At 38.7% G+C, this 26,058-nt stretch carries 27 protein-coding genes; 3 read left to right on the forward strand and 24 right to left on the reverse strand.

The features are described 5' to 3' along the window. The 7 genes from AC1DCY_RS01270 to miaB all read right to left on the reverse strand — a co-directional run. Nucleotides 1-335: hypothetical protein (locus AC1DCY_RS01270; protein WP_477346735.1), on the reverse strand; the 335-nt coding region annotated here is incomplete at its 3' end. Nucleotides 336-500: 165 nt separating this feature from the next. After that, nucleotides 501-2,369: a DNA mismatch repair endonuclease MutL gene (gene mutL / locus AC1DCY_RS01275; RefSeq protein ID WP_477346737.1), complete on the reverse strand. Its 1,869-nt coding sequence runs from the start codon at nt 2,367-2,369 to the stop codon at nt 501-503. A 14-nt stretch (nt 2,370-2,383) separates the two neighbouring features. Next, on the reverse strand, nt 2,384-4,975 hold the full coding sequence (gene mutS, locus AC1DCY_RS01280; RefSeq protein WP_477346739.1) for a DNA mismatch repair protein MutS: 2,592 nt from the start codon (nt 4,973-4,975) through the stop codon (nt 2,384-2,386). Nucleotides 4,976-5,094: 119 nt separating this feature from the next. After that, the gene (gene cotE, locus AC1DCY_RS01285; RefSeq protein ID WP_477346741.1) at nt 5,095-5,709 is read right to left on the reverse strand and encodes an outer spore coat protein CotE; all 615 of its coding nucleotides are present in this window, start codon (nt 5,707-5,709) and stop codon (nt 5,095-5,097) included. A 98-nt stretch (nt 5,710-5,807) separates the two neighbouring features. After that, on the reverse strand, nt 5,808-5,960 hold the full coding sequence (locus tag AC1DCY_RS01290) for a hypothetical protein (protein ID WP_477346743.1): 153 nt from the start codon (nt 5,958-5,960) through the stop codon (nt 5,808-5,810). Nucleotides 5,961-6,135: 175 nt separating this feature from the next. Next, a complete protein-coding gene (locus tag AC1DCY_RS01295; protein WP_100543855.1) occupies nt 6,136-6,573 on the reverse strand; it encodes a YlbF/YmcA family competence regulator in 438 nt (145 codons plus the stop codon). Then, on the reverse strand, nt 6,574-8,118 hold the full coding sequence (gene miaB / locus AC1DCY_RS01300) for a tRNA (N6-isopentenyl adenosine(37)-C2)-methylthiotransferase MiaB (protein ID WP_477346746.1): 1,545 nt from the start codon (nt 8,116-8,118) through the stop codon (nt 6,574-6,576). A gap of 171 nt (nt 8,119-8,289) precedes the next feature. On the opposite strand from miaB, the gene AC1DCY_RS01305 reads away from it, so the two are divergent. Both AC1DCY_RS01305 and AC1DCY_RS01310 read left to right on the forward strand, forming a co-directional pair. Further along, complete coding sequence (locus tag AC1DCY_RS01305) at nt 8,290-8,856, forward strand: hypothetical protein (RefSeq protein ID WP_477346748.1); 567 nt, start codon at nt 8,290-8,292, stop codon at nt 8,854-8,856. Continuing rightward, nucleotides 8,853-9,365, forward strand: a complete 513-nt coding sequence (locus AC1DCY_RS01310; RefSeq protein WP_477346750.1) for a hypothetical protein — start codon at nt 8,853-8,855, stop codon at nt 9,363-9,365. Before AC1DCY_RS01305 ends, AC1DCY_RS01310 begins: the two co-directional genes overlap by 4 nt. Here the strand turns inward: AC1DCY_RS01310 and AC1DCY_RS01315 are convergent. From AC1DCY_RS01315 to AC1DCY_RS01395, 17 genes are all read right to left on the reverse strand, one after another. Continuing rightward, complete coding sequence (locus tag AC1DCY_RS01315; protein WP_477346752.1) at nt 9,360-10,367, reverse strand: histidinol phosphate phosphatase domain-containing protein; 1,008 nt, start codon at nt 10,365-10,367, stop codon at nt 9,360-9,362. The two genes, AC1DCY_RS01310 and AC1DCY_RS01315, sit on opposite strands and share 6 nt — an antisense overlap. Then, nucleotides 10,360-11,148, reverse strand: a complete 789-nt coding sequence (locus AC1DCY_RS01320) for a DeoR/GlpR family DNA-binding transcription regulator (RefSeq protein WP_477346754.1) — start codon at nt 11,146-11,148, stop codon at nt 10,360-10,362. Before AC1DCY_RS01320 ends, AC1DCY_RS01315 begins: the two co-directional genes overlap by 8 nt. Then, nucleotides 11,145-12,146 (reverse strand): ABC transporter ATP-binding protein, encoded by a 1,002-nt coding sequence (locus AC1DCY_RS01325; protein WP_477346756.1) that lies wholly within the window; start codon nt 12,144-12,146, stop codon nt 11,145-11,147. Before AC1DCY_RS01325 ends, AC1DCY_RS01320 begins: the two co-directional genes overlap by 4 nt. After that, nucleotides 12,143-12,928 carry an ABC transporter permease gene (locus tag AC1DCY_RS01330; protein ID WP_477346758.1) on the reverse strand — a complete coding sequence of 262 codons (786 nt, stop codon included), beginning with the start codon at nt 12,926-12,928 and terminating at the stop codon, nt 12,143-12,145. The genes AC1DCY_RS01325 and AC1DCY_RS01330 overlap by 4 nt, the downstream gene beginning before the upstream one ends. Continuing rightward, a complete protein-coding gene (locus AC1DCY_RS01335; protein WP_477346760.1) occupies nt 12,928-13,767 on the reverse strand; it encodes an ABC transporter permease in 840 nt (279 codons plus the stop codon). The genes AC1DCY_RS01330 and AC1DCY_RS01335 overlap by 1 nt, the downstream gene beginning before the upstream one ends. Nucleotides 13,768-14,090: 323 nt before the next feature. Further along, nucleotides 14,091-14,927, reverse strand: a complete 837-nt coding sequence (locus AC1DCY_RS01340; RefSeq protein ID WP_477346762.1) for an alkaline phosphatase family protein — start codon at nt 14,925-14,927, stop codon at nt 14,091-14,093. Continuing rightward, nucleotides 14,917-16,005 (reverse strand): ABC transporter substrate-binding protein, encoded by a 1,089-nt coding sequence (locus AC1DCY_RS01345; RefSeq protein WP_477346764.1) that lies wholly within the window; start codon nt 16,003-16,005, stop codon nt 14,917-14,919. Before AC1DCY_RS01345 ends, AC1DCY_RS01340 begins: the two co-directional genes overlap by 11 nt. Before the next feature lie 250 nt (nt 16,006-16,255). After that, the gene (locus AC1DCY_RS01350; protein WP_477346766.1) at nt 16,256-16,627 is read right to left on the reverse strand and encodes a 2-oxoglutarate ferredoxin oxidoreductase subunit beta; all 372 of its coding nucleotides are present in this window, start codon (nt 16,625-16,627) and stop codon (nt 16,256-16,258) included. 154 nt (nt 16,628-16,781) lie between these two features. After that, nucleotides 16,782-16,964 (reverse strand): hypothetical protein, encoded by a 183-nt coding sequence (locus tag AC1DCY_RS01355; protein ID WP_477346767.1) that lies wholly within the window; start codon nt 16,962-16,964, stop codon nt 16,782-16,784. 343 nt (nt 16,965-17,307) lie between these two features. After that, on the reverse strand, nt 17,308-18,693 hold the full coding sequence (locus AC1DCY_RS01360) for a sensor histidine kinase (RefSeq protein WP_477346769.1): 1,386 nt from the start codon (nt 18,691-18,693) through the stop codon (nt 17,308-17,310). Continuing rightward, nucleotides 18,681-19,343, reverse strand: a complete 663-nt coding sequence (locus AC1DCY_RS01365; RefSeq protein ID WP_477346771.1) for a response regulator transcription factor — start codon at nt 19,341-19,343, stop codon at nt 18,681-18,683. The genes AC1DCY_RS01360 and AC1DCY_RS01365 overlap by 13 nt, the downstream gene beginning before the upstream one ends. 28 nt (nt 19,344-19,371) lie before the next feature. Then, the gene (locus tag AC1DCY_RS01370) at nt 19,372-20,127 is read right to left on the reverse strand and encodes a lantibiotic immunity ABC transporter MutG family permease subunit (RefSeq protein ID WP_477346773.1); all 756 of its coding nucleotides are present in this window, start codon (nt 20,125-20,127) and stop codon (nt 19,372-19,374) included. A gap of 3 nt (nt 20,128-20,130) precedes the next feature. Next, nucleotides 20,131-20,859 carry a lantibiotic immunity ABC transporter MutE/EpiE family permease subunit gene (locus AC1DCY_RS01375; protein WP_477346775.1) on the reverse strand — a complete coding sequence of 243 codons (729 nt, stop codon included), beginning with the start codon at nt 20,857-20,859 and terminating at the stop codon, nt 20,131-20,133. A 1-nt stretch (nt 20,860) separates the two neighbouring features. After that, nucleotides 20,861-21,568, reverse strand: a complete 708-nt coding sequence (locus AC1DCY_RS01380; protein WP_477346777.1) for a lantibiotic protection ABC transporter ATP-binding protein — start codon at nt 21,566-21,568, stop codon at nt 20,861-20,863. Between the two features lie 215 nt (nt 21,569-21,783). After that, nucleotides 21,784-22,983 carry an MFS transporter gene (locus AC1DCY_RS01385; protein ID WP_477346779.1) on the reverse strand — a complete coding sequence of 400 codons (1,200 nt, stop codon included), beginning with the start codon at nt 22,981-22,983 and terminating at the stop codon, nt 21,784-21,786. Next, nucleotides 22,976-23,107 (reverse strand): hypothetical protein, encoded by a 132-nt coding sequence (locus AC1DCY_RS01390; protein ID WP_477346781.1) that lies wholly within the window; start codon nt 23,105-23,107, stop codon nt 22,976-22,978. Before AC1DCY_RS01390 ends, AC1DCY_RS01385 begins: the two co-directional genes overlap by 8 nt. Before the next feature lie 444 nt (nt 23,108-23,551). Next, a complete protein-coding gene (locus AC1DCY_RS01395; protein WP_477346783.1) occupies nt 23,552-24,457 on the reverse strand; it encodes a DMT family transporter in 906 nt (301 codons plus the stop codon). A gap of 145 nt (nt 24,458-24,602) precedes the next feature. Here AC1DCY_RS01395 and AC1DCY_RS01400 point away from each other — a divergent pair, with 145 nt between their 5' ends. Then, nucleotides 24,603-25,928: an aminotransferase-like domain-containing protein gene (locus AC1DCY_RS01400; RefSeq protein ID WP_477346785.1), complete on the forward strand. Its 1,326-nt coding sequence runs from the start codon at nt 24,603-24,605 to the stop codon at nt 25,926-25,928. The last annotated feature ends 130 nt before the right edge of the window (nt 25,929-26,058 follow it).

The following is a 26,058-nucleotide window of genomic DNA, read 5'->3' on the forward strand; positions in this document are numbered from 1 at the left end:
TCCGACTGGGCGCTTTGCCGCTGACGCTTCGCTTTCGCACAGATAAAACATTTGTTGCTGTCGCTTCGCTTTCGCACAGATAAAACATTTGTTGCTGTCGCTTCGCTTTCGCACAGATAAAACATTTGTTGCTGACGCTTCGCTTTCGCGCAGAGCAGATCTTCCTGGGGGCGTCCGATGAGCCGCTTCGTTGCTGCCGCTACGTTAGCACTACGCTTTCGCACAGAAAACATCCGCTTCGCTGCAGGGTCTCGGGCCAACACGATGTTGGTCACGAAGGCGTTATCACAGGATGTGATGGTTTTAGCCTTCGTTCCTCTATCGCTAATCCCCAAGGAGTCGCCCAGTCTCCACTCCAATCAACTTATGGCATACGTTTTAACAAATGGCATCCACAACTTTTGGTGATGAGTCATTTGTATTATGCTTTACCTATAAAATTCCTTTTATTCGCATGGACTGTTCATGTTGTTCTTGAACTGTTGTTCTAGGAGTTACAACTACATTACCCGTTTAAACATTTTTTCCACTTCATACGTTGTAAAATGTATCAGCACTGGACGTCCGTGTGGGCATGTAAATGGATTGTCTGCATTGCGTAAATCTTGCAATAACGTATCCATTTGCTCTTTCGTTAAATAATGATTGGCCTTTATCGACTTTTTACAGCTCATCATAATCGCTGCCGCCTCACGTAGTTTTTTGACGTCCGCCTTTTTAGTTGTTAGTACCTGTTCAATTAAGTCCTCAATAATTTCTTGTTCTTCTCCCTTAGGGAACCAGCTAGGATGCTCTCTCACTACAAATGAAGCCTGTCCAAATTCCTCTAAAAATACGCCAACAGCTTCTAACTCTTGCCTATTTTCCCTTAATATAAGAGCCTCGTCAGCAGCATAATGGAAGGTCAATGGAAGCAATAAAGCCTGACGCTCATTTGGGTTCACCTGACCGACCTTTTCACGGAAAAATTCATATTTAATACGCTCCTGAGCAGCATGCTGATCAATTAAATAAAAGCCATCCTCCATTTGCGCAACAATATATGTGCCGTGAATTTGCCCTACCACCTCAAGCGCAGGGAATGGTTCTTTTGCTGGCTCATCCTCTAGAATTTCCACCGGCTCCTCTAGCTTCACTTCTTCAGGAAGATTCACTTCCATCACCGGTGTCGGTTGCCAGCTATCTTCAATGGGAGTAGGGACAGATTCAGGTTTTTGCACTATAGGATCTATAGTGTTCGATTCCTGAACTGTTTGCACATCATAAAGTTTTTCTACAATAGCATTCATTTTCTCCACATTAAGCTTTGGAGCAGGTTTCCAAATATTTAACTGCTCCGTCGCAGGCTTTGCCACTTTCTCCTTCTTTTCCATTAGCGGTACTCGAATAACATTGCGGATTTTCTCTCGTATTGTTTCCTCAATTAGCTTAAGAAGCTCAGGCTCCTTACTTAAACGTATTTGATGTTTGGCAGGATGAACATTGACATCCGTTAAATAAGGATCCCCCTCTATATAGAGCGCGACAATCGGAAAACGTTCAATGGGCAAATACGTATGATAAGCGTCAACAATCGCTTTTTGTACCAAATAATGCTTCACCCAACGACCATTTACAAACAATGACATATAGTTTTTCGAAGCACGAGTCACCTCTGGTAATGATACGAAGCCAGAAATTTTATAATCATGTGACTCTCCATTGAATGACACCATTTTTTTCGCATTATGCACACCGTAAATGGCAGCCAATACTTGTTGTACGTCACCTCGTCCATTTGTTTGTAACAACTGCTGACCGTTATGCAATAATCTAAACGCAATTTGTGGATTTCCGAGTGCAAGACGGTTCATCAGATCAATGGTATGCCCAAGCTCGGTCTGAATGGTTTTCATATATTTTAATCGAGCAGGTGTATTAAAAAATAGCTGTGCCACTGTAATATCTGTTCCCTTGCGCAATGGGCCAGGTTTATGTGTAGCAACATGCCCACCCTCAAGTTCTAAATACGTTCCCGATTCACCATTAGATGTAATAAGTGTCATTTTTGACACTGATGCAATGGAAGCTAAGGCCTCACCACGGAAGCCAAGGGTACGAATACGAAATAAATCGTGTTCTTGATGAATTTTACTTGTTGCATGGCGAGAGAATGATATTAATGCATCCTCTTCATCCATACCACTACCATTATCAATTATTTGAATTGAAGTGAGGCCCGCTTCTAGTAAAAAAACATCAATGGACGTACTTCCTGCATCAATGGCATTTTCAACAAGCTCTTTAACTACAGAGGCTGGTCTTTCAACTACTTCCCCTGCCGCGATTTTATTGGACAGCCACTCGTCCATAATTTGTATTTTTCCCATAGCGCATCACTCCTTTACTTTTTTGCATTTACTAGTTGCTGCTGTAATTCGTATAAAATATTCATCGCTTGCATTGGTGAAGTGCCCAGAATATTTACTTTTTCTAGGTTTTTAAGCACCTCTGTCTCTGCTGAAGAGGTTGGTTGTTCCTCCGTAAATAGTGACATTTGCATTGGCTTTTCAACAACTTCCTGTACAACAGCGGCTTCGTTTCTGACTTCATTTCCAGCTTCGTTTCCTGCCTCGAAGTTTTCAAGCAGTACTTGTGCTCTTGCTAAAATTTCCTCTGGCAATTGTGCAAGCTGTGCTACATGAATTCCGTAAGATTTATCGGCAGCGCCTTTTTTCACCTTATGCAAAAAGACAACCGTGCCATTTTTTTCAGTAGCCGATACGTGTACATTTTGCAGTCGAGAAAGCTCCTTTTCGAGTGCCGTTAATTCATGATAGTGAGTTGAAAATAGCGTATTTGCCCCAATTTTATCGTGAATGTATTCCATCATGGATTGAGCAAGACTCATGCCATCATAAGTAGATGTCCCACGACCAATTTCATCAAACAGCATTAAACTATTTTTTGTAGCATGCGTAATCGCGTGCTGAGATTCTAACATCTCCACCATAAATGTTGATTGTCCCGCAGCTAAATCATCCGCTGCACCGATACGTGTAAAGATCTGATCTGTAATTGGTAATCTAGCTTTTTCAGCAGGCACATAGCAGCCCATTTGTGCCATCACAACAATTAGTGCAACCTGACGCATATACGTACTTTTACCGGACATATTCGGACCTGTAATAAGCATCATATTATTATTTTCCTCAAGTACACAATCGTTTGGTACATACATTTGCTTATTGAGCATTTTCTCAACAACTGGATGGCGCCCTTCAATAATTTCTAGTGAACGTCCACCATGAAACTCAGGCTTCGTAAAACGATATTTCTCTGAAACACTTGCAAAGCTTAATAGTACATCTAGCTCACTAATACTTGCCGCTAACGCTTGGACACGTGGAATAAACGCCTTTAATTCATCACGTATTTCCACAAACAAGTTATACTCTAACGTTAAACTTTCTTCCTCAGCATTTAAAATTAATGCTTCCTTTTCCTTAAGCTCCTGTGTAATGTAACGCTCGGCATTGGCCAAAGTTTGCTTACGTTCATAACGTGTTAAATCAGCTAAATGGATATTAGATTTCGTAATTTCAATATAGTAGCCGAAAATTCGATTGTAGCCTATTTTTAAGTTTTTAATGCCCGTTTTCGCCCGTTCCTCTTGCTCGAGCTGTGCAATCCAATCCTTCCCATTACGAGAAGCATAGCGAAGTTCATCTAAGCGCGCATCATAGCCATCGCGAATGACGTCACCCTCTTTAATCGTAATTGGAGGATTGTCTGTAATAGCACGTGCTAATAGTGCCTCTACATCCACACACGTATCAAGCGCTGCGCCTAGCCTTTGTAACGTTTCTTTATTGGCACCAAGTAATTGCTGCTGAATGGCAGGTACTTGACGCAATGAATCACGTAGCTGTGCTAAATCTCGTCCACCAACATTACCAAAAGCTACACGCCCAGCTAAACGCTCTAAATCATATACTTGTTTTAAAGAGGCTTGGAGTTCCGATCTTACAAAATATTCCTCCAATAAATCAGTGACAGTTGCTAGTCTCTCTTCAATGGCAGCACGTGAAGCAAGCGGTTGGTGTAACCATTGCTTTAACTTGCGCCCTCCCATTGCAGTCACAGTGTCATCTAACAACCATAAAAGCGTGCCCTTTTGATCGCCACCGCGAATAGATTGAATAAGCTCTAAATTACGCTTAGAGCTAGAGTCAATGCGTAAATAATTTTTCATTTCATTATACGTAAATGCTTGAATATGTGATAAAGAACGCATTTGTGTTTTATCGATATAAGCTAGCAAACGTAGGCAAGCAATTTGTAAATCATTTGGCACCACTTCTAAATAAAGTGCAGCTTTATCCATTGTCATTTCATCTGTTCCAATAGAAAGAACGATACCTGCATTTACTGCATGCTCTGCTAATAGAAGCTGCAAACTTTCCGTTACGATTAATTCACGAATACCGTACGCCTGCATTTGCATTAAAAGTGCTTTACCATCGCCTTCAATTGAGGAGGCTACCGCTTCACCTGTCGATAAATCTAAATAGGCGTAGCCAAATGTCGTCTCGTCGAATTGCTCCGCAGCACCAATAAAATGATTGGATTTACCATCTAGCGCCTTACCTTCCATGATCGTACCAGGCGTAATAAGCTGAACAACTTCACGCTTCACTACACCCTTTGCTTGCTTCGGATCTTCTGTTTGCTCACAAACTGCAACCTTATAACCCTTTTGCACAAGCGTTTCAATATAATTTTTTGCCGAATGATGCGGAACGCCACACATTGGAATACGCTCTTTTGCACCCGCATCTCGGCTCGTTAATGTAATTTCTAAAAGTTGAGAGGCATTAATAGCGTCCTCAAAAAACATCTCGTAAAAGTCGCCTAATCTAAAAAATAAAAAGGCATCCTTGTAATCTTCCTTTACCTGCAAATACTGTTGCATCATTGGTGTATATGTTGTCATTTTTAAATTTACCTCGCTCTAACCATATAGATATTTTTATTATAACAAAAGATACATGCGAAACGCTTAATTCACCTTTTTTAAGATGCTAGCGCTTCGCATGTATAAAATCTTTAGTATTATCTTGGTCTTTCATCAGGAAACGATGAGGACTCTAAAACATACCTACCTTCTTCACTGGAGCTAGACGATGAGCTGGAACTGGAGCTAGATGAAGACGAGGATGAGCTCTCATCAAAATTCCATTCTTCTTCGAAATCTAGTGGATGTACACTAATGCAAATCGTCGTTTCTCCCATTACCTCTACTACAACTTCACGTTCTACTACGATTTCAAACTTCGTACCACATGGAGAGATGATTGCCTCTATGCAGTTTGGCTCTTGAACAACACGTACACGAACATCATCACCAGCACTCACTTCGCCTTCTCTAAAAGAAAGCTTCACTTTGTCTTTATAGTGCACCGTTTCAGAAAACACTGCTGTTTTCGAATGACTACTATAGGCATACCATACATTGACATCAAATTTCCCTGATACTTCTACAAATTTACCGACTTTTTTCGCGGAGCAAGTATGATTGATAACCCAGCAACCTAGAATACTCGTCGGTTTATTCGATGGACTTAATGTTACACGTTCTTCCGTTCTCTTCTTCCCTTTGGCAACTACTGCTCTCGTCACGATTTGTCGTAAACGTTTCAGCGCAATTCCTCCTTTGACTCTTTTCACTCCATCATATGCAGATAGCGCCTATTGGGTGAACATATATTTTTATAGAATCGAATTACTGACTTTTACATACTATGTTGTCTGAATTGCGCTAATTTCTACGAGTATTGATCAATTATGACGAGGCATAATTGTAGCTGCCGCTTTGCTTTCGCTACAGAAAACATTTGCCGCTGACGCGCAGATAAACAATGCGTCCGAAACCGGCTTTGTGCTTTGGCCTGCATGAGGGTCGATACGATGTCGGTCATTTCGGTAATGCCACAGGACGCGGCGTTCTTAGACTGAGCTCCTCTATTTCAGCGGATGTCTTTTGTGCCGAAAGCGTAGCGCCAGGTACGGATGTTTGGACACACCCTCTGAAATGAAGTTAAACAAATAAAAATAGCCCGAATGCTGACATTCGAGCTATTACTTCTATTATTTTTATGAACAGCTACCTGGTCTTGTATTTGCTACTTGTGAGCCAGTTTCTCCATAAAGTAAATCCCCGCCAGTTGAACGAATAATCTCATTTGTAACATTGTTAGCAATTGTGTTCGAAACTAATTGCAATAAATCATTTACATCACCTTGAGACTCTTTAAATTGTTGAACCACTGGAATTGCGTTGATTTCTTCTTCGATTTTTTCGATTTTATCTTCAATTAATTTAAGCGCTTTTTCTTTTCCTAAGTGTTGGAAATTAACAGCTTGTTTTTGAAGGCTTTTTAGACTTGCAATACGTTCACGTACTAATTGATTTTCATTAATTTGTGCTTCGGCCTTTTTGAAAAATTCAACTTCTGGCGTATTGGCAATCATATGCGCAATTTCGTGTGACTTCTTGATTAAATCATCTTTTGTATATAATACTTGTGACATTTACGCTTCCACCTTTTCATTTTTTACTACTTCCACGAACTCACCACTTAGTGAATACGAAGTAGCCTCAACTATTTTTACCTTCACTAATTGACCAATTAGATCTGCTGGCGCTTTAAAGTTTACAAGACGATTTTTACGTGTATAGCCAGCTAACACATCCTCGCGTTTTTTACTTGTACCCTCGACTAAGACTTCTACTATTTCACCCTTCAAGCCCTCTAATGCTTTTCGAGAGTATTCCCCTACAACCTCATTTAAACGGTGAAGACGTTCTTTTTTCACTTCTTCAGGAACATTATCCACCATTTTGGCAGCAGGTGTACCTTCACGAGGAGAATAAATATAAGTAAAGGCCATTTCAAAGCCTACTTCACGGTACAAGGATAATGTCTCCTCAAATTGCTCCTCTGTTTCATTAGGATAGCCTACGATAATATCAGTCGTTAGTGTTACTTCCGGAATAGCCGCTTTAATTTTCGCTACTAATCCAAGGAAATGCTCACGTGTATACTTACGCGCCATAATTTTTAGCACATCATTTGAACCAGATTGTACTGGTAAATGAATATGTTCAACTAAGTTACCACGTTGTGCAAGAACCTCGATTAAATGATCATCGAAGTCACGTGGATGGCTCGTTGTAAAACGAATGCGTGGAATATCAATTTTTCGTAATTCATCCATTAAATCACCAAGTCGATATTCAATATCCTCAAAATCCTTACCGTAAGCGTTGACATTTTGCCCCAGCAGCATAATTTCCTTATAGCCCGCAGCAGCTAGTTCACGAACTTCAGCAATAATTTCCTCTGGACGACGACTACGCTCCTTACCACGCGTATAAGGTACGATACAATACGTACAGAATTTATCACAGCCATACATAATATTTACCCAAGCTTTAATGGAGCCAAGACGTTTTTTCGGCATATTCTCAATAACATCGCCTTCTTTAGACCAAACCTCAATGACCATTTCCTTAGACATATATGCTTCTTTTAAAATGTTCGGTAAACGGTGAATATTATGAGTACCAAACACCATATCGACATGTGGATAACTTCTTAAAATTTTATTTACAACGGATTCTTCCTGTGACATACAGCCACAAACCCCAATCAGCATTTCTGGATTTTTACGTTTATATTTTAGTAGGAAGCCCAGTTCTCCAAATACTTTGTTTTCTGCATTTTCACGGATAGCACACGTATTCAGTAGCACTACATCAGCTTCATCAATCACATTTGTAGGCGTATAACCTAGCTGCATAAAAATCCCAGCCATAACTTCCGTATCATGCTCATTCATTTGGCAGCCATACGTACGAATATAAAAAGTACGCCCCGTACCCATACCTGCAAACTCTTCTGCAATGTTAAAGTCCTTATGGTACTTAACTTCTTCTTTCCCACGTTTTTTAGCATCTTTTAATGAAGGAGCCGTAAAGACCGTTTCAAAATATTTACTATAATCCTTTTCAGGCTTGTCTTCTTTTTTTGGTTGATTGACTTGTTGATTTGCTAAGCGTTGTTCTTCATTCATCGCAATCAGGTAACTCCTTTCAAACGAATTCCATACATTTGAATTCCCATTTTACTATTATACTGAATAATTGTAGCATCCTACAAGGTTTGCGTACTAAATGTCGCGGTTTAGACTTAATTACTCTTAGCTAGATGAATATTTTTGTTAGGTTGAGGGGGGACGTCAGTTTTGCCGGAGCTATTCGTCGGTTTGATGGTTCTATCCATCATTTTGAGTGTTCTATCCACGATTTTGGCGGTTCTATCCATCGCTTTGCAGGTTCCATCCGTCGCTTTGGCATATCTTTCCGTCACTTCGACAGCTCTTTCCGTCGCTTGGAGGATTCCTACCGTCGCTTTGCCAGTTCCATCAGTCACTCTGGCTCTTCTTTCCGTCACTTTGCAGGCTCTATCCATCATTTTGACGGTTCTATCCACGATTTTGACCTTTCTATCCACGATTTTGGCGCTTCTATCCATCATTTTGAGTGTTCTATCCACGACTTTGGCGCTTCTATCCATCGCTTTGCAGGTTCCTTCCGTCGCTTTGATGATTCCTTCCGTCGCTTCGACAGTTCTTTCCGTCGCTTGGACTTCTATCCATCACTTTGACGGTTCTATCCATCATTTTGCAGGTTCCTTCCGTCACTTCGGCATATCTTTCCGTCACTTCGACAGCTCTTTCCGTCGCTTGGAGGATTCTTTCCGTCGTTTGGACGATTCTTTCCGTCGCTTGGACTTCTATCCATCATTTTGACGGTTCTATCCATCACTTTGACGGTTCTATCCACGATTTTGGCGCTTCTATCCATCATTTTGTCCTTTTTATCCACAACTTTGACCTTTCTATCCAATTTGCCTTTTCTATCCGTCGCTTGGAGGATTCCTTCCGTCGCTCCGCCGGTTCTTTCCGTCACTTTGACTTCTATACGTCACTTCGTCAGTTCTTTCCGTCGCTTTGGCGATTCCTTCCGTCGCTTCGTCGGTTCTTTCCGTCGTTTCGTCGGTTCTATCCATCACTTTGTCCTTTCTATCCACGACTTTGACGCTTCTATCCATCACTTTGCAGGTTCCTTCCGTCACTTTGACTTTTTTCCGTCACTTCGACAGTTACATCCGTCACTCCGGCTCTTCTTTCCGTCACTTCGACAGCTCTTTCCGTCGCTTTGCTCAACCTATCCATCACCTTGCCGAAGCCCATCCACCACTCTTCCTAAAAATAAAAAAATCACCGAAGATATCCATCAACGGCGACATTTATTATAGTTCTATATATTGTTTTTGGCGTCGATCAAAGCCAACAATCGATTGAACACCGAAGCTCTTAAGCAAATCTGCATTGGCAAATGTATGTTTGCCTAAATCGTCTGGGAAATGCGCATCTGAGGAAACTGTAAAGGCTACGCCGTGTTCTATTAAAATTTGCAAGAAACGTGGGCCTGGGCACATTTCCTTTACTGGATAGCGATAATATAAGCCGGCATTTATTTCAGTGGCAGTTTGTGTGGTCACAAGTGCCTTTGCAATTCTTTCATACCAAGAGTCAAGAAAAGCCGTGTCTTTCACTTGATAGTCGAACACTTTAAAGTTGTCTAAATGCGCCACAAAGTCAAACATATTCGAGAGGATCATTTTTTCTACTGTAGCAAAAAATTGTTCAAAGTTTTCCTGTAAAGCTGCGGCGTCCATGTCCTCAAATATGTTTTGTGTTTGAGGGTTATCAAAGCCCCAGCCATCCACAAAATGGACAGATCCAATGACATAATCCCACGGATATCCTTCTAATAATGATGCTAATTCTTCCTCACCACCGACAAAATAATCTGCCTCGATGCCTAGCTTTAAGGAAATACCATGACGACTCCACTTTTCCTTTGCTCGATTAATAGCTGACACAAAATCATCCATGCTTTCCGTCATCACACGATCAAGCCAGTAACGCTGAGCTCTACCAATTTCATTGTCATCTAATTGCATATAACGTTCAAAGTATGCTCGCGTCTCCTTGAAACGATATAGATGGTCGACAATCCCAACCTCGCGCAAACCAAGCTGCTTTGCTTGTTGTAAATATAAATCTAACCATTCCTCACTATAGCAACCATTCTGTAAACGCTTTGATAACTGCTGCATTTGTAGCTCTATAAATCCTTTAGACCCTTTCGCTGCTCCTTCTTCATCATTAAAAAAGTTAATTGCCTGAGAAGTACGTTCTAGCCAACGAAATGAGTATGGGCCCTCCTCTAAATGTACATGATAATCAATCATCCGATTTCCCTCCATTGCATACCGTCCACTTTTCCTCATACATTTGCCATTCCAATGGGCAAGCTATATCACAAAGAATTTCTGAGCACTCTTCTATGTGACAAATTTGGTAAAAGGACTTACCATTTATTTTAGATGCATCCGCTAATAAAAAGCTCATCTTGCTACGGTCAAGCATTTTTTTAGAAATTAACGATTCATCCAAATCATAATCGTACACGATACCTTCACTTATACCACCACACGATATAAATGTTTTATCAAAATTCATATTCCCTAATAATTCCAATGTCATAGCTCCTGTGACTGAGGATTGCCTTGGATTGGTCGTTCCTCCAAGTAATATGACTTTGCCTGTCATCCGCCGCTCTTCTATAGCCAAATTAAATTGTACAGCTGCAGCGATCGAATTGGTTACGACAGTTATATCGTCGACTGCCAATAAAAAATCTGCAATATGCACAGTCGTTGTGCCTGTATCAACCGCAATTGTATCTCCGTTACATATACAACTAGCTGCTAAACGAGCTATATTGCGCTTTGCATCCTTTTGCATTTGAAGCTTGCGCAAAAATGCAGGTTCATTTCTAACGTTCGTATACTTTACAGCTCCTCCGTGTACTCTCGTTAATAAATGCTGTTGCTCTAGCTCATCAAAATCTCTCCGGATCGTTTCTGGTGCCACTTGTAATTCTTCTGCAATACTAGCAACAATAATTTTTTCATCAGCCTCTAATTGTTTTAAAATAAATTCAAAACGTTCAATTTTTGCATATGTCATGATAATGCAATCACATCTTCTTTCGCCACATAGCACACATAGTTCTTACCCAGTTCAAACGAATGCCCTCGTTGGTGCAACTGCTCCATCGTAAAGAGACATTCACCCTCTAACGTTGTCCGAATAACATTACCACTCATTAATGACTGCTTCGCCTCTCCATTCATACAAACATCCCCCTGTCTCTGATCGAGATGTATGGCTTCTGGTCGAATCGCAAATTTTGAGTATTCTTTTGGCAATGTCTCGCCAATCATTTTCTCAAGGGCTTGACGCGTAAAAACATTGTAATGTCCGATAAAATGAGCGATAAATTCACTTTCTGGGCTTGTATAAATCGCAGTAGGTGTTCCACTTTGTGCAATCATCCCATTATTCATCACAAATATTCTGTCAGAAACAGCCATCGCTTCCTCTTGGTCATGCGTAACTAAAATCATCGTTATACCTAGCTTTTGTTGGATCGCTCGTAAGTCTGCTTGAAGTTTCTTACGAATTTGAGCATCTAACGCACTGAGCGGCTCATCTAACAGTAATACTTTTGGTCGTACAATTAATGCTCGAGCAAGGGCAACACGCTGCTGCTGACCGCCAGATAATTCTTTTGGATATGCATTTGCTTTTTCACTTAAATGCACGATCTCAAGCATTTCTTGAACACGTTGATCCACTTCAGCAGTATTTACTTTTTGCATGCGTAAACCGAAGGCTACATTTTCTTTCACCGTCATATTTGGAAATAGTGCATATGATTGAAACACCATACCAACTTGGCGATCCTTTGGTTGAACACCATTTATATCCTTGCCTTCTATGATAATTTTCCCCGCAGATGCATCTGTTAAGCCTGCTAAAATACGTAGAATTGTACTCTTACCACAGCCACTCGGACCTAAAAGAGTTATAAATTCACCTTTTTCAATCTTCATATTTATATTTGATAAAACCGTCGTTGATCCATATTTTTTATGAAGTCCTTCAATCACAATATAACTCATAGATTTGTAGCACCTTTCGATCGTTTCGTTAATGTTGCAATAGCGAACGTTAATAAGCCCATAAGAACGATATAAATAAAGACAACTGCACTAGCAATATGTCCACTTGTACTAAGCTTCTTCATTAAATAAATTTGCACTGTCTCAAAGCGAGAACCGACAACAAGATTAATCAATACGAACTCTCCAAAAAGAACGGAAAACGATAATAATGCACCAGCAAATAAACCTGGGTAAACAGTAGGTAACAATATTTTGGTAAATGCCTGCACTTTCGATGCTCCCAGTAATTGGGCTGCATCTAAAAGTTGCCGTGCATCTACATTTCGTAAACTATTACGTGTCCCTTGGTAAATGTATGGTAGGATACCGATAACATAGGCCCCTAAAACTACGAGAATCATCGGCACACCAAATTTACTGTAAACACGAATGAGCCCGACAGCTAAAATAATTCCTGGGAATGAATACACCATCACAACAGCCATCTGAATCCATTTTTCGTATTTTGGGAAATACAACACGATTACGAATATGGCCGGTACGATAACAAGCAATGCGATTATTACAGCTCCACCCGACAATAAAACAGAACGTCCAAACGCCTGTATAAATTCGGCATCCTGAAATAATGTAGCAAGCCATTTAAATGTTAATCCTTCTGGCAAAATGGTTTTATTCCAATTCGTCGCAAAAGCATAAAGCATTGTTGCAACAACTGGCAACACTAAATACACAACTAAAAGGAGGAAAAATAAATCAGCAAAGCCTCTTTTTCTCACTATAATTTCCTCCTTGTTTTTGAAATGCTCCATTCACTTAATAACATCGCCGTCACCATCGTTACTGCTAGTATTACTGCAATAGCACTTGCCAGCTCTGGTTGGGCAAAAATATCTCCCTTGATAAGAGAACCAATACGAATGGCTACTAAATTGAAATTACTGCTAGTTAGTGCATAGGCAGAGGCATACGCTCCCATTGCATTGGCAAACAATACGCTAAATGTTCCAACAATTCCTGGAAGCATAACAGGGATCCCAATCTTCATCCAAAACTGCCAAGTAGAAGCTCCAAGTAGTGCTGCTGCGTCTTTCCATTGTTGTTGAATTCCATCATAAATTGGGTATAAAAGCATTAATGCTAATGGCAACTGAAAATAAATATAAATCAGTAACAAGCCACCCCAGCTATAAAGAGAAAATGATGATAAAGCGCTTATTCCCCATTTATCGAATAGCAATGTAAAGAGCCCGCTATTGCCAAGTAATACGATAAAGGCAAAAGCTAACGGAATACCTGAAAAATTTGATGTTAAGTTTGTCAGTATTAAAATTTTCTCGCGCACTGGCTCAGAAAATCTCATAATCGCATAAACTGCAAATAAGGTAACGATTAAGGCAATGACAGCCGAAATAACGGACAGTGTAATACTATTTGTAAAGCCTTGTAAAATGTAATCATTTGTTAATACAGATTTATATTGTGCAAGTGTAAATCCATCACTATTTTGAAAGCTTGTGATTAGCATATACAGTAACGGTACTAAGAAAAATAACAAGACAAGTACCAGAAAAGGAGAAAGCCAGGCAACTGTTTGCCGCTTTGAAATCAAAACCATCACTTCTTTCAATATTTAATAGCAGTTCATGTTGATTTAATCATTTTTATTAATTAGAAGGCTCATCAACATAACGTGGGGTTGATTTGGGCGCTTTCCTGTGGGCGCCCACAAAAACTGAAATTGTTCCGATAAAATGAGATTTTGTTCCGATAAATGCTAAAATTGTTCCGATAAAACGTGATTTTGTTCCGATAAATCTTCAAAGTTTTCATATAAAAATGATTCATCACAATAACGTGGGGTTGATTTCAGTTCCGGCCGAGCGCTTTCCTGGTGGCGCCCAGCCTCTTTTAATTACATATCTGAACAAATAATGATAATTAAGCCTTTTTTAAAGAATGCATTCCCTCTAATAACAGGGGAACCATCTCATCAGAAGGTTCTATATTCAATAAATGACAGCACAGCGGAGCAATTTGTAATTGTGATACAACCTCATCCTTAATGCCTGCTCTAACGTAATTCGAAATAACAAACATCGGTACATGGCGATCCTCAGCTGTTGTGCCTCCATGATTACCATCACTCGTCATCCCATGATCAGCAGTCACGATTACTTCATAGCCTTGCGCAAGGCATTTTGGAATAAATAAAGATAATAATGCATCTACTGCTAAAACACGATTTCGATATTGAGCCGAGTCGGCTGTAAATTTATGACCATCATCATCTACATTCATCGGATGAATATATAAGAAATCTGGTTGCTTTTGATCCATTAACCAAGCTGCATCAGCAAATAAATGACTATCTGGATAGTGATCCTCAAAGTAGAACAGACCATTTTCAATCGGCAATTGAGTATCTAATTGTAGCCTATCCTCCATATGCACAAATGGTGCACGATTGTATAGCTCACTTACCCAATAATAGGCAGCTGCTGCTGTAGACAGACCGTTTTCTTTCGCTAAATGAAATAAACTATTTTGCGTGGATAAACGTACTGTCATATTGCTCGTTACTCCGTGTACAATGGGTGGTGTTCCCGTTAAAATCGTTTCATATAAAGGCCTTGATAGTGACGGAACCTCTGAGCAAACCTTGTAGCGTGCTGCAATTTTACGTTCAACTAAATGGTGCATAAATCCCATATGGGTACAGGCTGTATCAAAGCGGAGTGCATCTACGACAATTAAAACAACTTTATTATTTTCCATGAATTAATACCTGCTCCTGATATAGTTGTGGAATTTGCTTTGTTGTTTCTTCCCATTTCTTTTGGTCTTTTACTGGCTGTGCATTTTTGTACATGTCCTCAGGTAATAATAGCTTTTGTACATCTTGAGACATTTGAACCTTGTCACGAATTGGACGAGCATAACCCTTCGCTAAATTTTCTTGCCCTGCATCTGATAAAATATATTCACGAGCAAGCATTGCTGCATGAGGATTTTTGGCGTATTTATTAATGATCGTTGCATAGCCTGATGTTACAGAGCCTTCTGATGGAATGACGACATCAAAGCGTTTCTCATCGATTTGGTGTCGATAGCCAAGTGAATTAAAATCCCATAAGATGGCTACGTCAATTTCGCCTTTTTCTAAATTCGCTACAGTTGGATCTCCTTTTAAACGCCCTTGTTTTGCTAAGTCTGCAAAAAAGTCTATTCCAGGTTGAATATTCGATTCATCGCCACCAAATGCCATAGCAGCTGCTAAAATAGCAAACTGTGCTTGATTCGCTGTTAAAGCATCACCAATGCTGACAGTGTAATCTCCGTTTTTAATGTCCTCCCAAGATTTCGGTGCGTTTTTGACGTTGTTTTTATCAGTTAAAAATGAAATTGTTCCAGTGTAACCCACGATCCAATGGCCTTCATCATCCTTTGCCCAGTCAGGTATTTCATCCCAATAAGATGTTTTATACGGTAATGTTAAACCTTTGTCCTTGGCAATCGGTCCAAAGGCAATTCCAACGTCACCAATATCCGCAGTGGCATCATCCTTTTCTGCCTCAAACTTTGCTAGCTCCTCAGCACTCGACATATCTGTATCCTTATGCTTGAGGCTATATTCAGTACCAAGCTCTTCCCAAGTCTCTACCCAGTTAGCCCAAGTATCTGGCATACCGACAGAATTTACAGTGCTTTCTTCTTTTGCTTTTTTCGTAATCTCTTCAAGTGACAAATCACTTTTCACTTCATTCGAACTAGATGAACCGTCAGAACAAGCTGCCAACATTGAAATTGCTAATGCTCCGATTAGACCTTTCTTCCACAACTTTTGAATTGCCATGAGTTGGAACCTCCATTTGTTTTTGTTTGTTTTCATTTGTCTTACACCATTTATGTTAGAAAACAAACATTAAGCAAGTATGGAGGACGTTAAAATATTCAGTAAAAATTATTAAGGAATTATGAAAATCTATGAACAATTATTAATTGAAGGGGGAATCTAAAAGTTTTAGAGGAAGTATGAAGGAATCTAGTTCTGTATGCGCACGTTTATGTAGCTTTCCAAGACGTGCACACACTCTAGATTAATTTTATAAACCAAGAAAATCTGCATATGTATGTGGCTCGTTTTCCTTTAAAATTGTTAAAAATGTAAAGGCAAGCTGTACAACTGACCACCATTTCATATTGTAAGACATCTCAAAGTGGGTAGGTTCTAATGTAAAAACATCCTGAAAGATATCAAGTGGATCAATTTTTTCATCTTTTAATATTGAGAGAAAACCTAAAAACAACGTATGATCCTTGACCTCAATCATTTTTCCGTCAACTAGTGCATCAATATTTTCCGGTTGATGAAAATTACATTGTGTCGCAACATACCTTTCTAAATCCTGGGCACGCTGTCTTTCTTCACGCTCTTTTTTCTTTGCAATAAAATCAATGACGTTATCCACGTGCATCGCCTCTTCTTTTTTTCTTTTATTGTAGCATTTTTTACAATACTATTGCCTGAACACACTCCCCATTTTTTCCTTTCAAACAAAACAAAAAGAATGATATTAGCAAATTTGCCAATACCATCCTTTATGCATGCTATTTTATCAAGAGCGTTAATCAATCATTTTTATTAAACTCATCCCAAAACGTGAGGTTAATTTCCGTTCCGGCTGGGTGCTTTGTAGCTGTCGCTCCGCTTTCGCACAGATTAAACAATTGTTGCTGTCGCTTCGCTTTCGCACAGAGCAAAGCTTCCAGGGAGCGTCCGATGAGCCGCTTCACTCGCGTTGCTCGCTCCATGGTCTCGGGCCAACAGATGTTTTTTGCGCGAAAGCGTAGTGTTAACGTAGCGACAGCAGCACGAGCTTGGTCACGAAGGCGTTATCACAGGATGTGATGGTTTTAGCCTTCGTTCCTCTACTACCGATCCCCAAGGAGTCTCCCTGCCGTAACGAAGATCAACTTATATACACGGTAAACAATTTATCCAATATCAGATTAATGAACACTTTATTAGAAGACCCTAATTTCAGTTACGCACCAAAATAGGTATAAGCAAAAAAATCCTTCTCTCGGTAAATAATTTATCGCACTATGAATATTTTTGTTTATCATTTCGAAAGCAAAATGACAGCAAGAGCAATTACGTTAAGGCGAAAGTGATTGGGATTGTAATGGTCACTTCTCCTCCACCACCTGATAAATCATTGGCAATTTGCAGTGTTCCACCATGACTTTTAACAATTGATTGGGCAATATAAAGTCCCATCCCATGGTGATTTCCTGTATTTCTACTCAGATCTCCACGATAAAATTGTTTAGTAGCCTCATTTAAATCTCTCGGAGAAAATCCACGGCCGCTATCGGTAACGGTAAACTGAATAAAGTCAGCAGCGCTTTGAACAGTTAATGTCACGTTACCGTTTTCAGGTGTGTGCTCTACAGCATTGGCAATGACATTTAAAATCGCTCGATAGAACCGCTCTTCATCGATCATTATAAGTGTAGGAAGAGTTTCCTTTTGGACATCTACTTGAAGCTTTTTTTCCAACGAAAGAGCTCTCATTTGATCTTCTACACCTGTCATCAATGCATCCGTTTTAACATTCGTTTTTTCACGAACGATATTTTTCTCCATGTTCGATAAATCAATTAGCTCTTTCGTGAATTTTTCTATTTCCATTGTATTTTTCAAAATATAATTATTATATTCTCTTTGACTATCATCTTGAAAAGTATCCAGTAAAAGTTCTGCATTCCCCCGAATAATTGTAAGAGGAGTTTTCAGATCGTGGGCAAGAGCAGAAATTTGTTCTCTACGTGCTTGTTCTGATTCCCATTGTTGTTTTAAGGAGCTGTTTAAAGCCTCTCTCATATGTTCAAGAGAAATGGATATTTCATCTATTTCCCGTATTCCTGAAGGGTTTATCGTAAAATCCAAATTTTGATTTTGTATTTTTTCAATCGCTTCCTGCAAGCCAAACATTTTTTTCTTAAGCTTTCTTCCAAAATGGATCGCAAGGACAGTTGCTATAGTTATAACCCCTATAATAAATAATAGAATATCTAACAGTTGTGGATTCGGTAAATACTTCCTCATAATAGCCGAACGATACTGTGGCACTAAATAATACCGTAATATACAAATCTCATTTTCTCGCTCTATAAACGAGTAAAATTGGGTAACACCTTGAACTTGCTCTTTTTTCATTGCATCCCAAGCTTTAAAAGCTTCCTTCTCTGAAAGATTTCCTGCAAGAAGTTCACCTTTTTTAGAGAAGACTGCGTAATCAACAAGGTCTGGGATAATATCAGCTGTAACTGAACTACTAGACGCAATACGATCCCTTGATAATGAAATTTGAGTTTCTGCATAATTTGCTGGTAATACAATGTTGGTAGAAAGGGCAAACAACGTTAAACCGATCAGTAGTACTACTAACAAAATGACGCCTAAACTTAGGAAAAAGAGATATCGAAGAAAAAAAGTATGTAAACGTGTTCCTTTATTGGGCCTCATTGTCTCCATTTATATCCGATCCCCCAAACAGTGTCAATGGCGTCAACATTAAAAGCATGTAGTTTTGAACGAATATTTTTAATATGCTCAGTAATAGCCGTACTATCACTCTTCCCATCAAACCCAAAAATAGTTTCATAAATCTTTTCTTTAGAAAACACCTGTCCTCGATTTCGAGCTAGATATTCGCATATTTCATATTCGCTTTTTGTCAGCAATACCTTCTCTTCATTTACAAACAGCTCTTTGCCCGATAGATTGAAGTGAACATTATCTGCAAAAAGAATACTACGTCTCTCTCTTTTTTCGCGTCTCAAATGTGCATACACTCTTGCACGTAGCTCTCCAATGCCAAACGGCTTGATAATATAATCATCTGCGCCAAGACCTAGTCCATACATTAGATCCTCCTCCAACGATTTAGCCGTTAAAAAAAGGATAGGACAATCTACAGCATGACGTATTTGGCCACATAAAGTAAATCCATCAATTTCGGGCATCATCACATCCAATAAAATTAAATCGAAGGCACCAAGATCCATTTTACTTACTTCTGTCGCATTAGATACTGCCGTTACTAAATGTTCGTCTTTTAGTAATGCATTTTTTATCAATACTAAAATACCTTTTTCATCATCTACTGCTAATATTTTTGCCATATTTCTACCCTCATCATTTCTTCATACCCTAATTATCAGACTTTCTTCCTTCCCATTTCCAAAACCATAAACAAGAAAGGACTAATGCGAACAATGTTCCGCAAACTGAAGCAATAATACCTTCCTGTAGTCCTATTTCCACTGTCGATAAGTCAACCCCTGACGCTTTCATTGCCCATAATGAAACAAAGTGACCACCCCAACCATAAGGTATAAATGACCAAATACCATCACCTAGTCCAGTGAGTAGTAAGGCTACTATTAGTGATCCCACAATACCTAATCCGATTGAGGCACCTTTACCAAAATGAAGACTAACAAAAAAATGTAAAATATATAAAAATGCAAAGCTTACAAATAGAATACATCCAGCTATGAAATAAAATTGATAACCAAAAGTATCTTCATGCAAAAGTTCAATAAAACCAACACTAAAAATACCGAAGGACAGTAGTATTGCTCCAAAACTAAATAACAATAACAGTAGCAACTTGCTTAAATAGGCAACTATTTTTGTTTTAGTAGCTGTTAGCATCTCCTGAAAATGTCCTGCATTTGCTTCTTGCTCCGCTGCCATTGCACAAACTAATCCAATAATAATTGGAAACCCGCATGCTACTGCTTGAAGATAAGCCGTTACCCTATCATTGAAACCCCATGGTGAATAAGTATAGTATGCTAAAAACATCCCTGAAATAATAATCGGTACAATTAGATGTGTGAGCAAAAAGGGCGTTCTTTTTGTTTTAAGAAACTCTGCTCTAAGTAATCTTAACATTTCCATGAACTATTTCGCCTCCCTTTTCTGAAACCAACGTGCAGTAAGGAAGCTGATTAAAGCAAACCACGCTAAAGCTATTAATATACCTGGAACTAAAACCGACATGCTTAATAACGGGCTGCCCTCAGGTACTGGCAGACCATTTGGTAAAATCTCTAATGTTGGACATATTAGTCTTGCTGTAATGGCGTAAGGAACACTATACCAAAAATCCCCATTCGCAAATGCAATCATGCCTGCAATATTGGCAACTAAATTTATAAAAATAGCCATATAAGTTCCTAATTTTGCCGCAAGGAATAAACAAAGTGGAATTTGCCATAAAAACGTGACGAAAATTAACAAACTACCTGTAAGACTATTAATGAAAGAATAGCTATTACCAAATAGTATTCCACCAGCAGTAATACCAGCAAAGAAAATAAATGTAGTTAATAACAACCAGCCACTACATGCAAGTATTTTGCCAAACCAAATCTTCTTCAGATCAATCGGCATTGCGAGAATACTATGATATTTCAATTTAGCATCTTTTTCGATCACCAATGCACAACATATCGTCAGTGCACCCGGCAGGAGCATTGTATACCACCAATTATAAGCGCCACTTTGAAAAAACTTTCCTCCCATTAATACTGCAGTTAGTAATATCACTACAATAGGCGCTAGCCAAACTAATTTAATAATAAAAGTCTTTTTCCACTTTAATCTTTCAGCCTTCATAATTGATATCATGTTACATGCCCGCCTTTCTATTGGCAGACACTACTTGCATAAATAATGATTCTAATTCCTGACCTTGAGGGGCAACTCCCTGATAGCCTAATTTCCCTCCCGCAATGATACCAATTTCATCAACAACTTGCTCTACCTCTGACAGGATGTGGCTAGATAAAATGACTGTAATCCCTTGCTCTGGAAATGATCGAATCAGTTTTCGAAGCTCTTGAATGCCAATTGGATCAAGACCATTTGTTGGCTCATCAAGAATTAAAAGCTTTGGATTGTTTAATAGCGCAATAGCTATTCCTAGGCGCTGTTTCATCCCTAAAGAAAACTGCCCAGCTCGTTTTTTTCCTGTATTGGTCAAGTCTACGATTCTTAATACCTCGTCAATACGCGATTCTGGCAATCCGAGGGCAATCGTTCGAACCTTAAGATTTTCTCTTGCCGTTAGATTTCCATAAAGTGGTGGTGTTTCAATTAATATACCAATGTCTTTTAAATCATTTCGATTCCATTCACGGCCATTAAAAAGTATCTTTCCTGCATTCGGACGCAGCATACCTGTAATCATTTTTAACGTTGTCGATTTCCCCGCACCATTTGGTCCGAGTAAACCGTAAACAGTATTTCGTGGTATCGTCAACGACAAATCCTCTACAATTTTTTGCCCCTTAAAGCTTTTACTAAGATTATCTGTTTGTAAAATAATATCTTCCATCTATAATCATCTTCCTTTCGATGATTATAGTGTAAAAAATGATTATAAGGATTTTATAAGGATGTCGAAAATTTCACAAAAAAATAAAACATTCCTGCTTGTTTTATTTGCATTGAACAAGCAGGAATGTTAATGGTGTTTCTTTTATCAAAGTTTCGACGTATTCACTGAGATAATCATTTAATGACTCTAATAAAATTTTAATATACTACTATTTACTGCCGACGAGGCTTAAATGCTTGTTCTTTTTTTCTGTATACTATCAATAAACCAATTAAACTTAATAATAAAAGTATCCAAGGAAAAGAACCTGCTCCCATTTGATTTAACATTAATCCACCTACAAATCCACCACCAGCTACGGAAAGGTTGAATATCGTTACAAAAATAGATTGTGCAACATCTGCACCTTCTCCGGTAGCATCTGCCATGGCTGTTTGCAATAACGTTGGTGCACCGCCAAAAGTTAGTCCCCAAGCAGCTATGGAAAGAAAAATGAGCAGTGTCATCCCATTTGCGATTCCTAACAAGAAGGAACTAATTGCAAAAGCTCCCAGACTAATTATTGTCATCAAGCGTAAATGATGATCAATATATATACCAATGATCCAAATGCCTACTATCGACGTAATACCAAAAGTAAATAAAGCAAAACCTACATGATTGGCAAGTCCGACATGAGTCATGTATGGAGCAATATAGGTGTAGAGAATATTATGACCCAAGATCCATACCAATACAACACACAGTATTGGACGTACACCAGGCAATCTGAGGATCTCATAAATAGATTGACGCTGTCCGGTAGTTTGTCCAGGATAATCTGGTACTTTCGTATATATCCATATCATTAACAGGAGTGTCCCCCCGCTGATAATTAAAAAGATGGCTTGCCATTCCAGATACATCCCCAACCAAGTTCCAATTGGTACACCCAGTGACAATGCAATCGGCTGTCCTGTTCCTGCGATGGCTAGTGCACGACCTTGTAAAGGCGGTGCTACCATACGACGCGCATATCCTGCTACCAGTCCCCAGAGCAGTCCAGTAGCCATTCCTGCAATAAAACGTAATACCAAGGTAAGCACATAATACGGTGAAAGTGCTGTTAATGTATTGGCAAAAAACAAAATACATAGTGCCATTAACAACACTTTTTTCCGGTACCATCTTTGTGTTAATGCAACAAGTGGAATAGCTGCTACAACCGATCCAATTGCAAAAAGTGTGACAAACTGACCTGCCAATGCCTCTGAAATATCAAGCCCTTGACTGATTTGTGGAAGTAAGCCGGCAGGTATCGTTTCTGTCATAATGGCAAGAAAACTAGCAACTGATAGTGCGATGAGATTCCATATTGGGAGTTTTTCGGTGTGTAATGCTTCTTGATTGTCTCGTCTAATCGATTTATTCACCTTTTTTCCCTGCTAACCCGGAAGCTGCCATATCTTTGTCACCATGTCCTTTATCAACCGCACGTTGAAACCTTTGTAATCCGGCACGTTTTACTTCTGATTTTATACCATTAATATGAACCATTTATATACCTCCCGTAAATAAACTATTATCAAAATACAATCCTTGGTACTGCTCAAGCCCTTTTCAATTAAGCATCTATCACTCTTAATCAGTCTGTTAATCCTCATTATGATAAAAGTTTTGACTTTGTGTGCTAAAAAATAATGCATTTGTATCGATACGAATGCATCAGACTCTAGATAAACTCGAGAAATTTTGAGAGTTTATCTGCAGTCTTTGTAGGAAGTAAAGCTGTTAATTTCCACTATGGGCAAATGCTTTCCGTAGGCTGAATTGAGCTACTTCCCTCCACCTTTTTTGCATAACAGTTACTGCGATTTACGTAGTCGCATAATAGATTTTTCAAAACCATACGATGATACACCGCACTGAAGATCCTCATAAATAATTCCTTTCAAAACATTGAGGTTTTTCTTATTTTCATCAAATTTTTGAATGGCATTTTTATGTTGCATTAGAGCAATCCGGTTTCTTCTTAGCATTCACCAAAATAACTCCTAAAATAATTACCACCGCACCGATAACATGGTAATAATGGAACGACTCGCTTAAAAACAATACGCCAGAAAGTACTGTAATCAAAGTAGTAACATTGTTAAAAACACTCACTTGAATAACCGGTAATTTGGATACGGCGTAAATAGACAATAATGACGTACCGAGTGTAGATAGAACTCCTAAAAATAAAATCGATAACAAATAAGGAATCTCCTTTACGGAATCCACATATTCATTGACAGATCCACCGTTTATAAAGTACATGGCATTAAAGAATAGAAAGCCACTGAAAATGATATATATCGTAATTTGGATTGGAGCCACTGTTTTTGTTGCGCTTCTAGACATCACTTGCCAAATGGCCATTGCCAAAATAGATAATATAATCAACAGGTTACCGATTAGATGAAATTCATATCCTCCCGAGTTATTCATCAGCTGTAAAAAAACGACTCCTGCAATGCTCAAAGAGATTCCTATTCCTTGTATTCTTTGAATCTGTTCTTTCAAAAATAATCGTGCCAATAGAACCGTTATGGCAGGAGCAATAGCTTGGATGATTCCTGCTTCTGTAACAGTTGTCTGATTAAGTCCAAGTATCTGGCTGCTAAAAAACAGAATCGGATAAATCAGCGAAATAACCAACACCAACATAACTTCCTTCCGATTTAACCTTAAGTTAATCGGTCTTATGGCTAGTAATAGAAGCAATCCTAAAAAGGCAAATGTAAATCGTTGCGCTAATATTAGTAATTGTCCTTCATATGTTAAGGCAATTTTGATAAACATAAAGGAAAATCCAATAATAATGGAAAATACAGCGGCTGCCACTAATGCACTATTTTTTCTCATGATTTCCTCCCCCCTTCTTTTTTAGAATAAAGGAAGAATGCTGTATACATTGAATTTCTTTTTATCTCTGTATCGATACAGACAAGGCATAATGAAGCATAGCTAGAATAAATTCATGGTAATCTATTGTTATGGGAGGGATAGCATGCGGAAACATCAACTGATTGCAAATAGCATACTGCAAGATATTGAGCAGGGAAAATATAATGAGCGTCTCCCATCTGTAAGGAAAATGATGGATACTTTTGGAGTGAGTCAAGTCACGATAACACAGGCACTGCAACATTTGGTTGAAATGAATAGAATATACGCTAAGCCAAATGTAGGCTATTTTATTATTTCAAAAAAAGGAAAAGTTGCTTCTTTTAATGGAATATACGACTTTTCCACTGCCTCTACTTCCTGGACGGACTTTCCATTGGACAGTTATTCGCAATGTTTGGAAACAGCTATTCAAAATGGGAAATCAGAATTATTCACCTATGGAGCAACAACCGGTAATGAGGAACTGAAAGGCTTATTTCAAAAATTATTAGCAGAAGATCAGATTTTCTCTAAAAAAGAACAAATCATGATAACAAGTGGTACACAGCAAGCTTTGCATATTCTGGCTTTAATGATGATGACCAAGAAAGAATCCATTCTGATAGAGCAGCCAACCTATCATCAGATCATAAATCTGATTGAACGTCTTCATTTGGATTATTTCACCTGCTACCGAGATTTTGACAAGATAGATTTAAAAGAATTAGAAGAAATGATTAAAATCAAGCGTCCCAACTATGTCTATTTAATGCCACGGCTTCATAATCCACTTGGTACTACCATGAATGAACAGGAAAAATGTATGCTTTTAGATTATGCGAAAAAGTACCATTTTTATATAATAGAAGATGATTATTTGGGTGATTTTGAAGGAAGCAATAGCTACAAAACACTTTATGAAATGGATACGAATCAGTGCGTAATTTATTTAAAGAGCTTTTCTAAAATTATGTTTCCTGGTCAGAGGTTAGGTATCACTGTTCTGCCCGAGGACATGATTGAGACCTTTCGAAGCTTTAAAGAGGTTATTGATATCCAAACGAATTCTTTAAGTCAAGTTATTATGCAGACGTTTATGGAAAGTGGGTTATATGCACACCATAAGAATAAAATCGTGTTCAGACATCAACAGAAAGCAAACACTCTGCGCGAAGTACTAAGAACTTACTTTTCTGATTATCAATTTAATGATAATCATCAAATGCATACGGTAATCAAGCTACCGAAACAAATAAATATGAATAAACTTCACGAAGAATTAGCCAAACGACAAGTTTTAGTAGATGATTACAAAAAAAATTATATAGCTGGATATAAACATAATCATAAATTTCTTAAGCTGAACACAACTAGTATCCCAGAAAATAAAATTGGCGAAGGGATTCATTTAATTCAGGAAGCTATAGAAACGAGTAAATTACTTTGATATTTCATTATTTTGTATCGTTACAAAGTCATTTTCATGATCACTATCAGCGTTACATGCTATGCATACTCATGGTTCAACAGCGAAATACCTGCTACGTCGTTCCCCGCGAATACACAAAAAAAAGCAT

The sequence above is a fragment of the Lysinibacillus sp. 10T31 genome, from assembly GCF_056394365.1.

Coding starts and splice junctions, on each gene's coding strand:
- AC1DCY_RS01400 (WP_477346785.1), top strand. CDS start 24,603: ATGCGGAAACATCAACTGATTGCAAATAGCATACTGCAAGATATTGAG.
- AC1DCY_RS01360 (WP_477346769.1), bottom strand. CDS start 18,693: ATGGAGACAATGAGGCCCAATAAAGGAACACGTTTACATACTTTTTTT.
- AC1DCY_RS01335 (WP_477346760.1), bottom strand. CDS start 13,767: ATGGTTTTGATTTCAAAGCGGCAAACAGTTGCCTGGCTTTCTCCTTTT.
- AC1DCY_RS01390 (WP_477346781.1), bottom strand. CDS start 23,107: ATGGTTCATATTAATGGTATAAAATCAGAAGTAAAACGTGCCGGATTA.
- AC1DCY_RS01365 (WP_477346771.1), bottom strand. CDS start 19,343: ATGGCAAAAATATTAGCAGTAGATGATGAAAAAGGTATTTTAGTATTG.
- AC1DCY_RS01315 (WP_477346752.1), bottom strand. CDS start 10,367: ATGATTGATTATCATGTACATTTAGAGGAGGGCCCATACTCATTTCGT.
- AC1DCY_RS01370 (WP_477346773.1), bottom strand. CDS start 20,127: ATGGAAATGTTAAGATTACTTAGAGCAGAGTTTCTTAAAACAAAAAGA.
- AC1DCY_RS01395 (WP_477346783.1), bottom strand. CDS start 24,457: ATGAGAAAAAATAGTGCATTAGTGGCAGCCGCTGTATTTTCCATTATT.
- AC1DCY_RS01380 (WP_477346777.1), bottom strand. CDS start 21,568: ATGGAAGATATTATTTTACAAACAGATAATCTTAGTAAAAGCTTTAAG.
- AC1DCY_RS01325 (WP_477346756.1), bottom strand. CDS start 12,146: ATGAGTTATATTGTGATTGAAGGACTTCATAAAAAATATGGATCAACG.
- AC1DCY_RS01340 (WP_477346762.1), bottom strand. CDS start 14,927: ATGGAAAATAATAAAGTTGTTTTAATTGTCGTAGATGCACTCCGCTTT.
- AC1DCY_RS01320 (WP_477346754.1), bottom strand. CDS start 11,148: ATGACATATGCAAAAATTGAACGTTTTGAATTTATTTTAAAACAATTA.
- AC1DCY_RS01350 (WP_477346766.1), bottom strand. CDS start 16,627: ATGCACGTGGATAACGTCATTGATTTTATTGCAAAGAAAAAAGAGCGT.
- AC1DCY_RS01345 (WP_477346764.1), bottom strand. CDS start 16,005: ATGGCAATTCAAAAGTTGTGGAAGAAAGGTCTAATCGGAGCATTAGCA.
- mutL (WP_477346737.1), bottom strand. CDS start 2,369: ATGGGAAAAATACAAATTATGGACGAGTGGCTGTCCAATAAAATCGCG.
- AC1DCY_RS01295 (WP_100543855.1), bottom strand. CDS start 6,573: ATGTCACAAGTATTATATACAAAAGATGATTTAATCAAGAAGTCACAC.
- mutS (WP_477346739.1), bottom strand. CDS start 4,975: ATGACAACATATACACCAATGATGCAACAGTATTTGCAGGTAAAGGAA.
- AC1DCY_RS01375 (WP_477346775.1), bottom strand. CDS start 20,859: ATGATATCAATTATGAAGGCTGAAAGATTAAAGTGGAAAAAGACTTTT.
- AC1DCY_RS01355 (WP_477346767.1), bottom strand. CDS start 16,964: ATGGAGCGAGCAACGCGAGTGAAGCGGCTCATCGGACGCTCCCTGGAA.
- miaB (WP_477346746.1), bottom strand. CDS start 8,118: ATGAATGAAGAACAACGCTTAGCAAATCAACAAGTCAATCAACCAAAA.
- AC1DCY_RS01290 (WP_477346743.1), bottom strand. CDS start 5,960: ATGACCGACATCGTATCGACCCTCATGCAGGCCAAAGCACAAAGCCGG.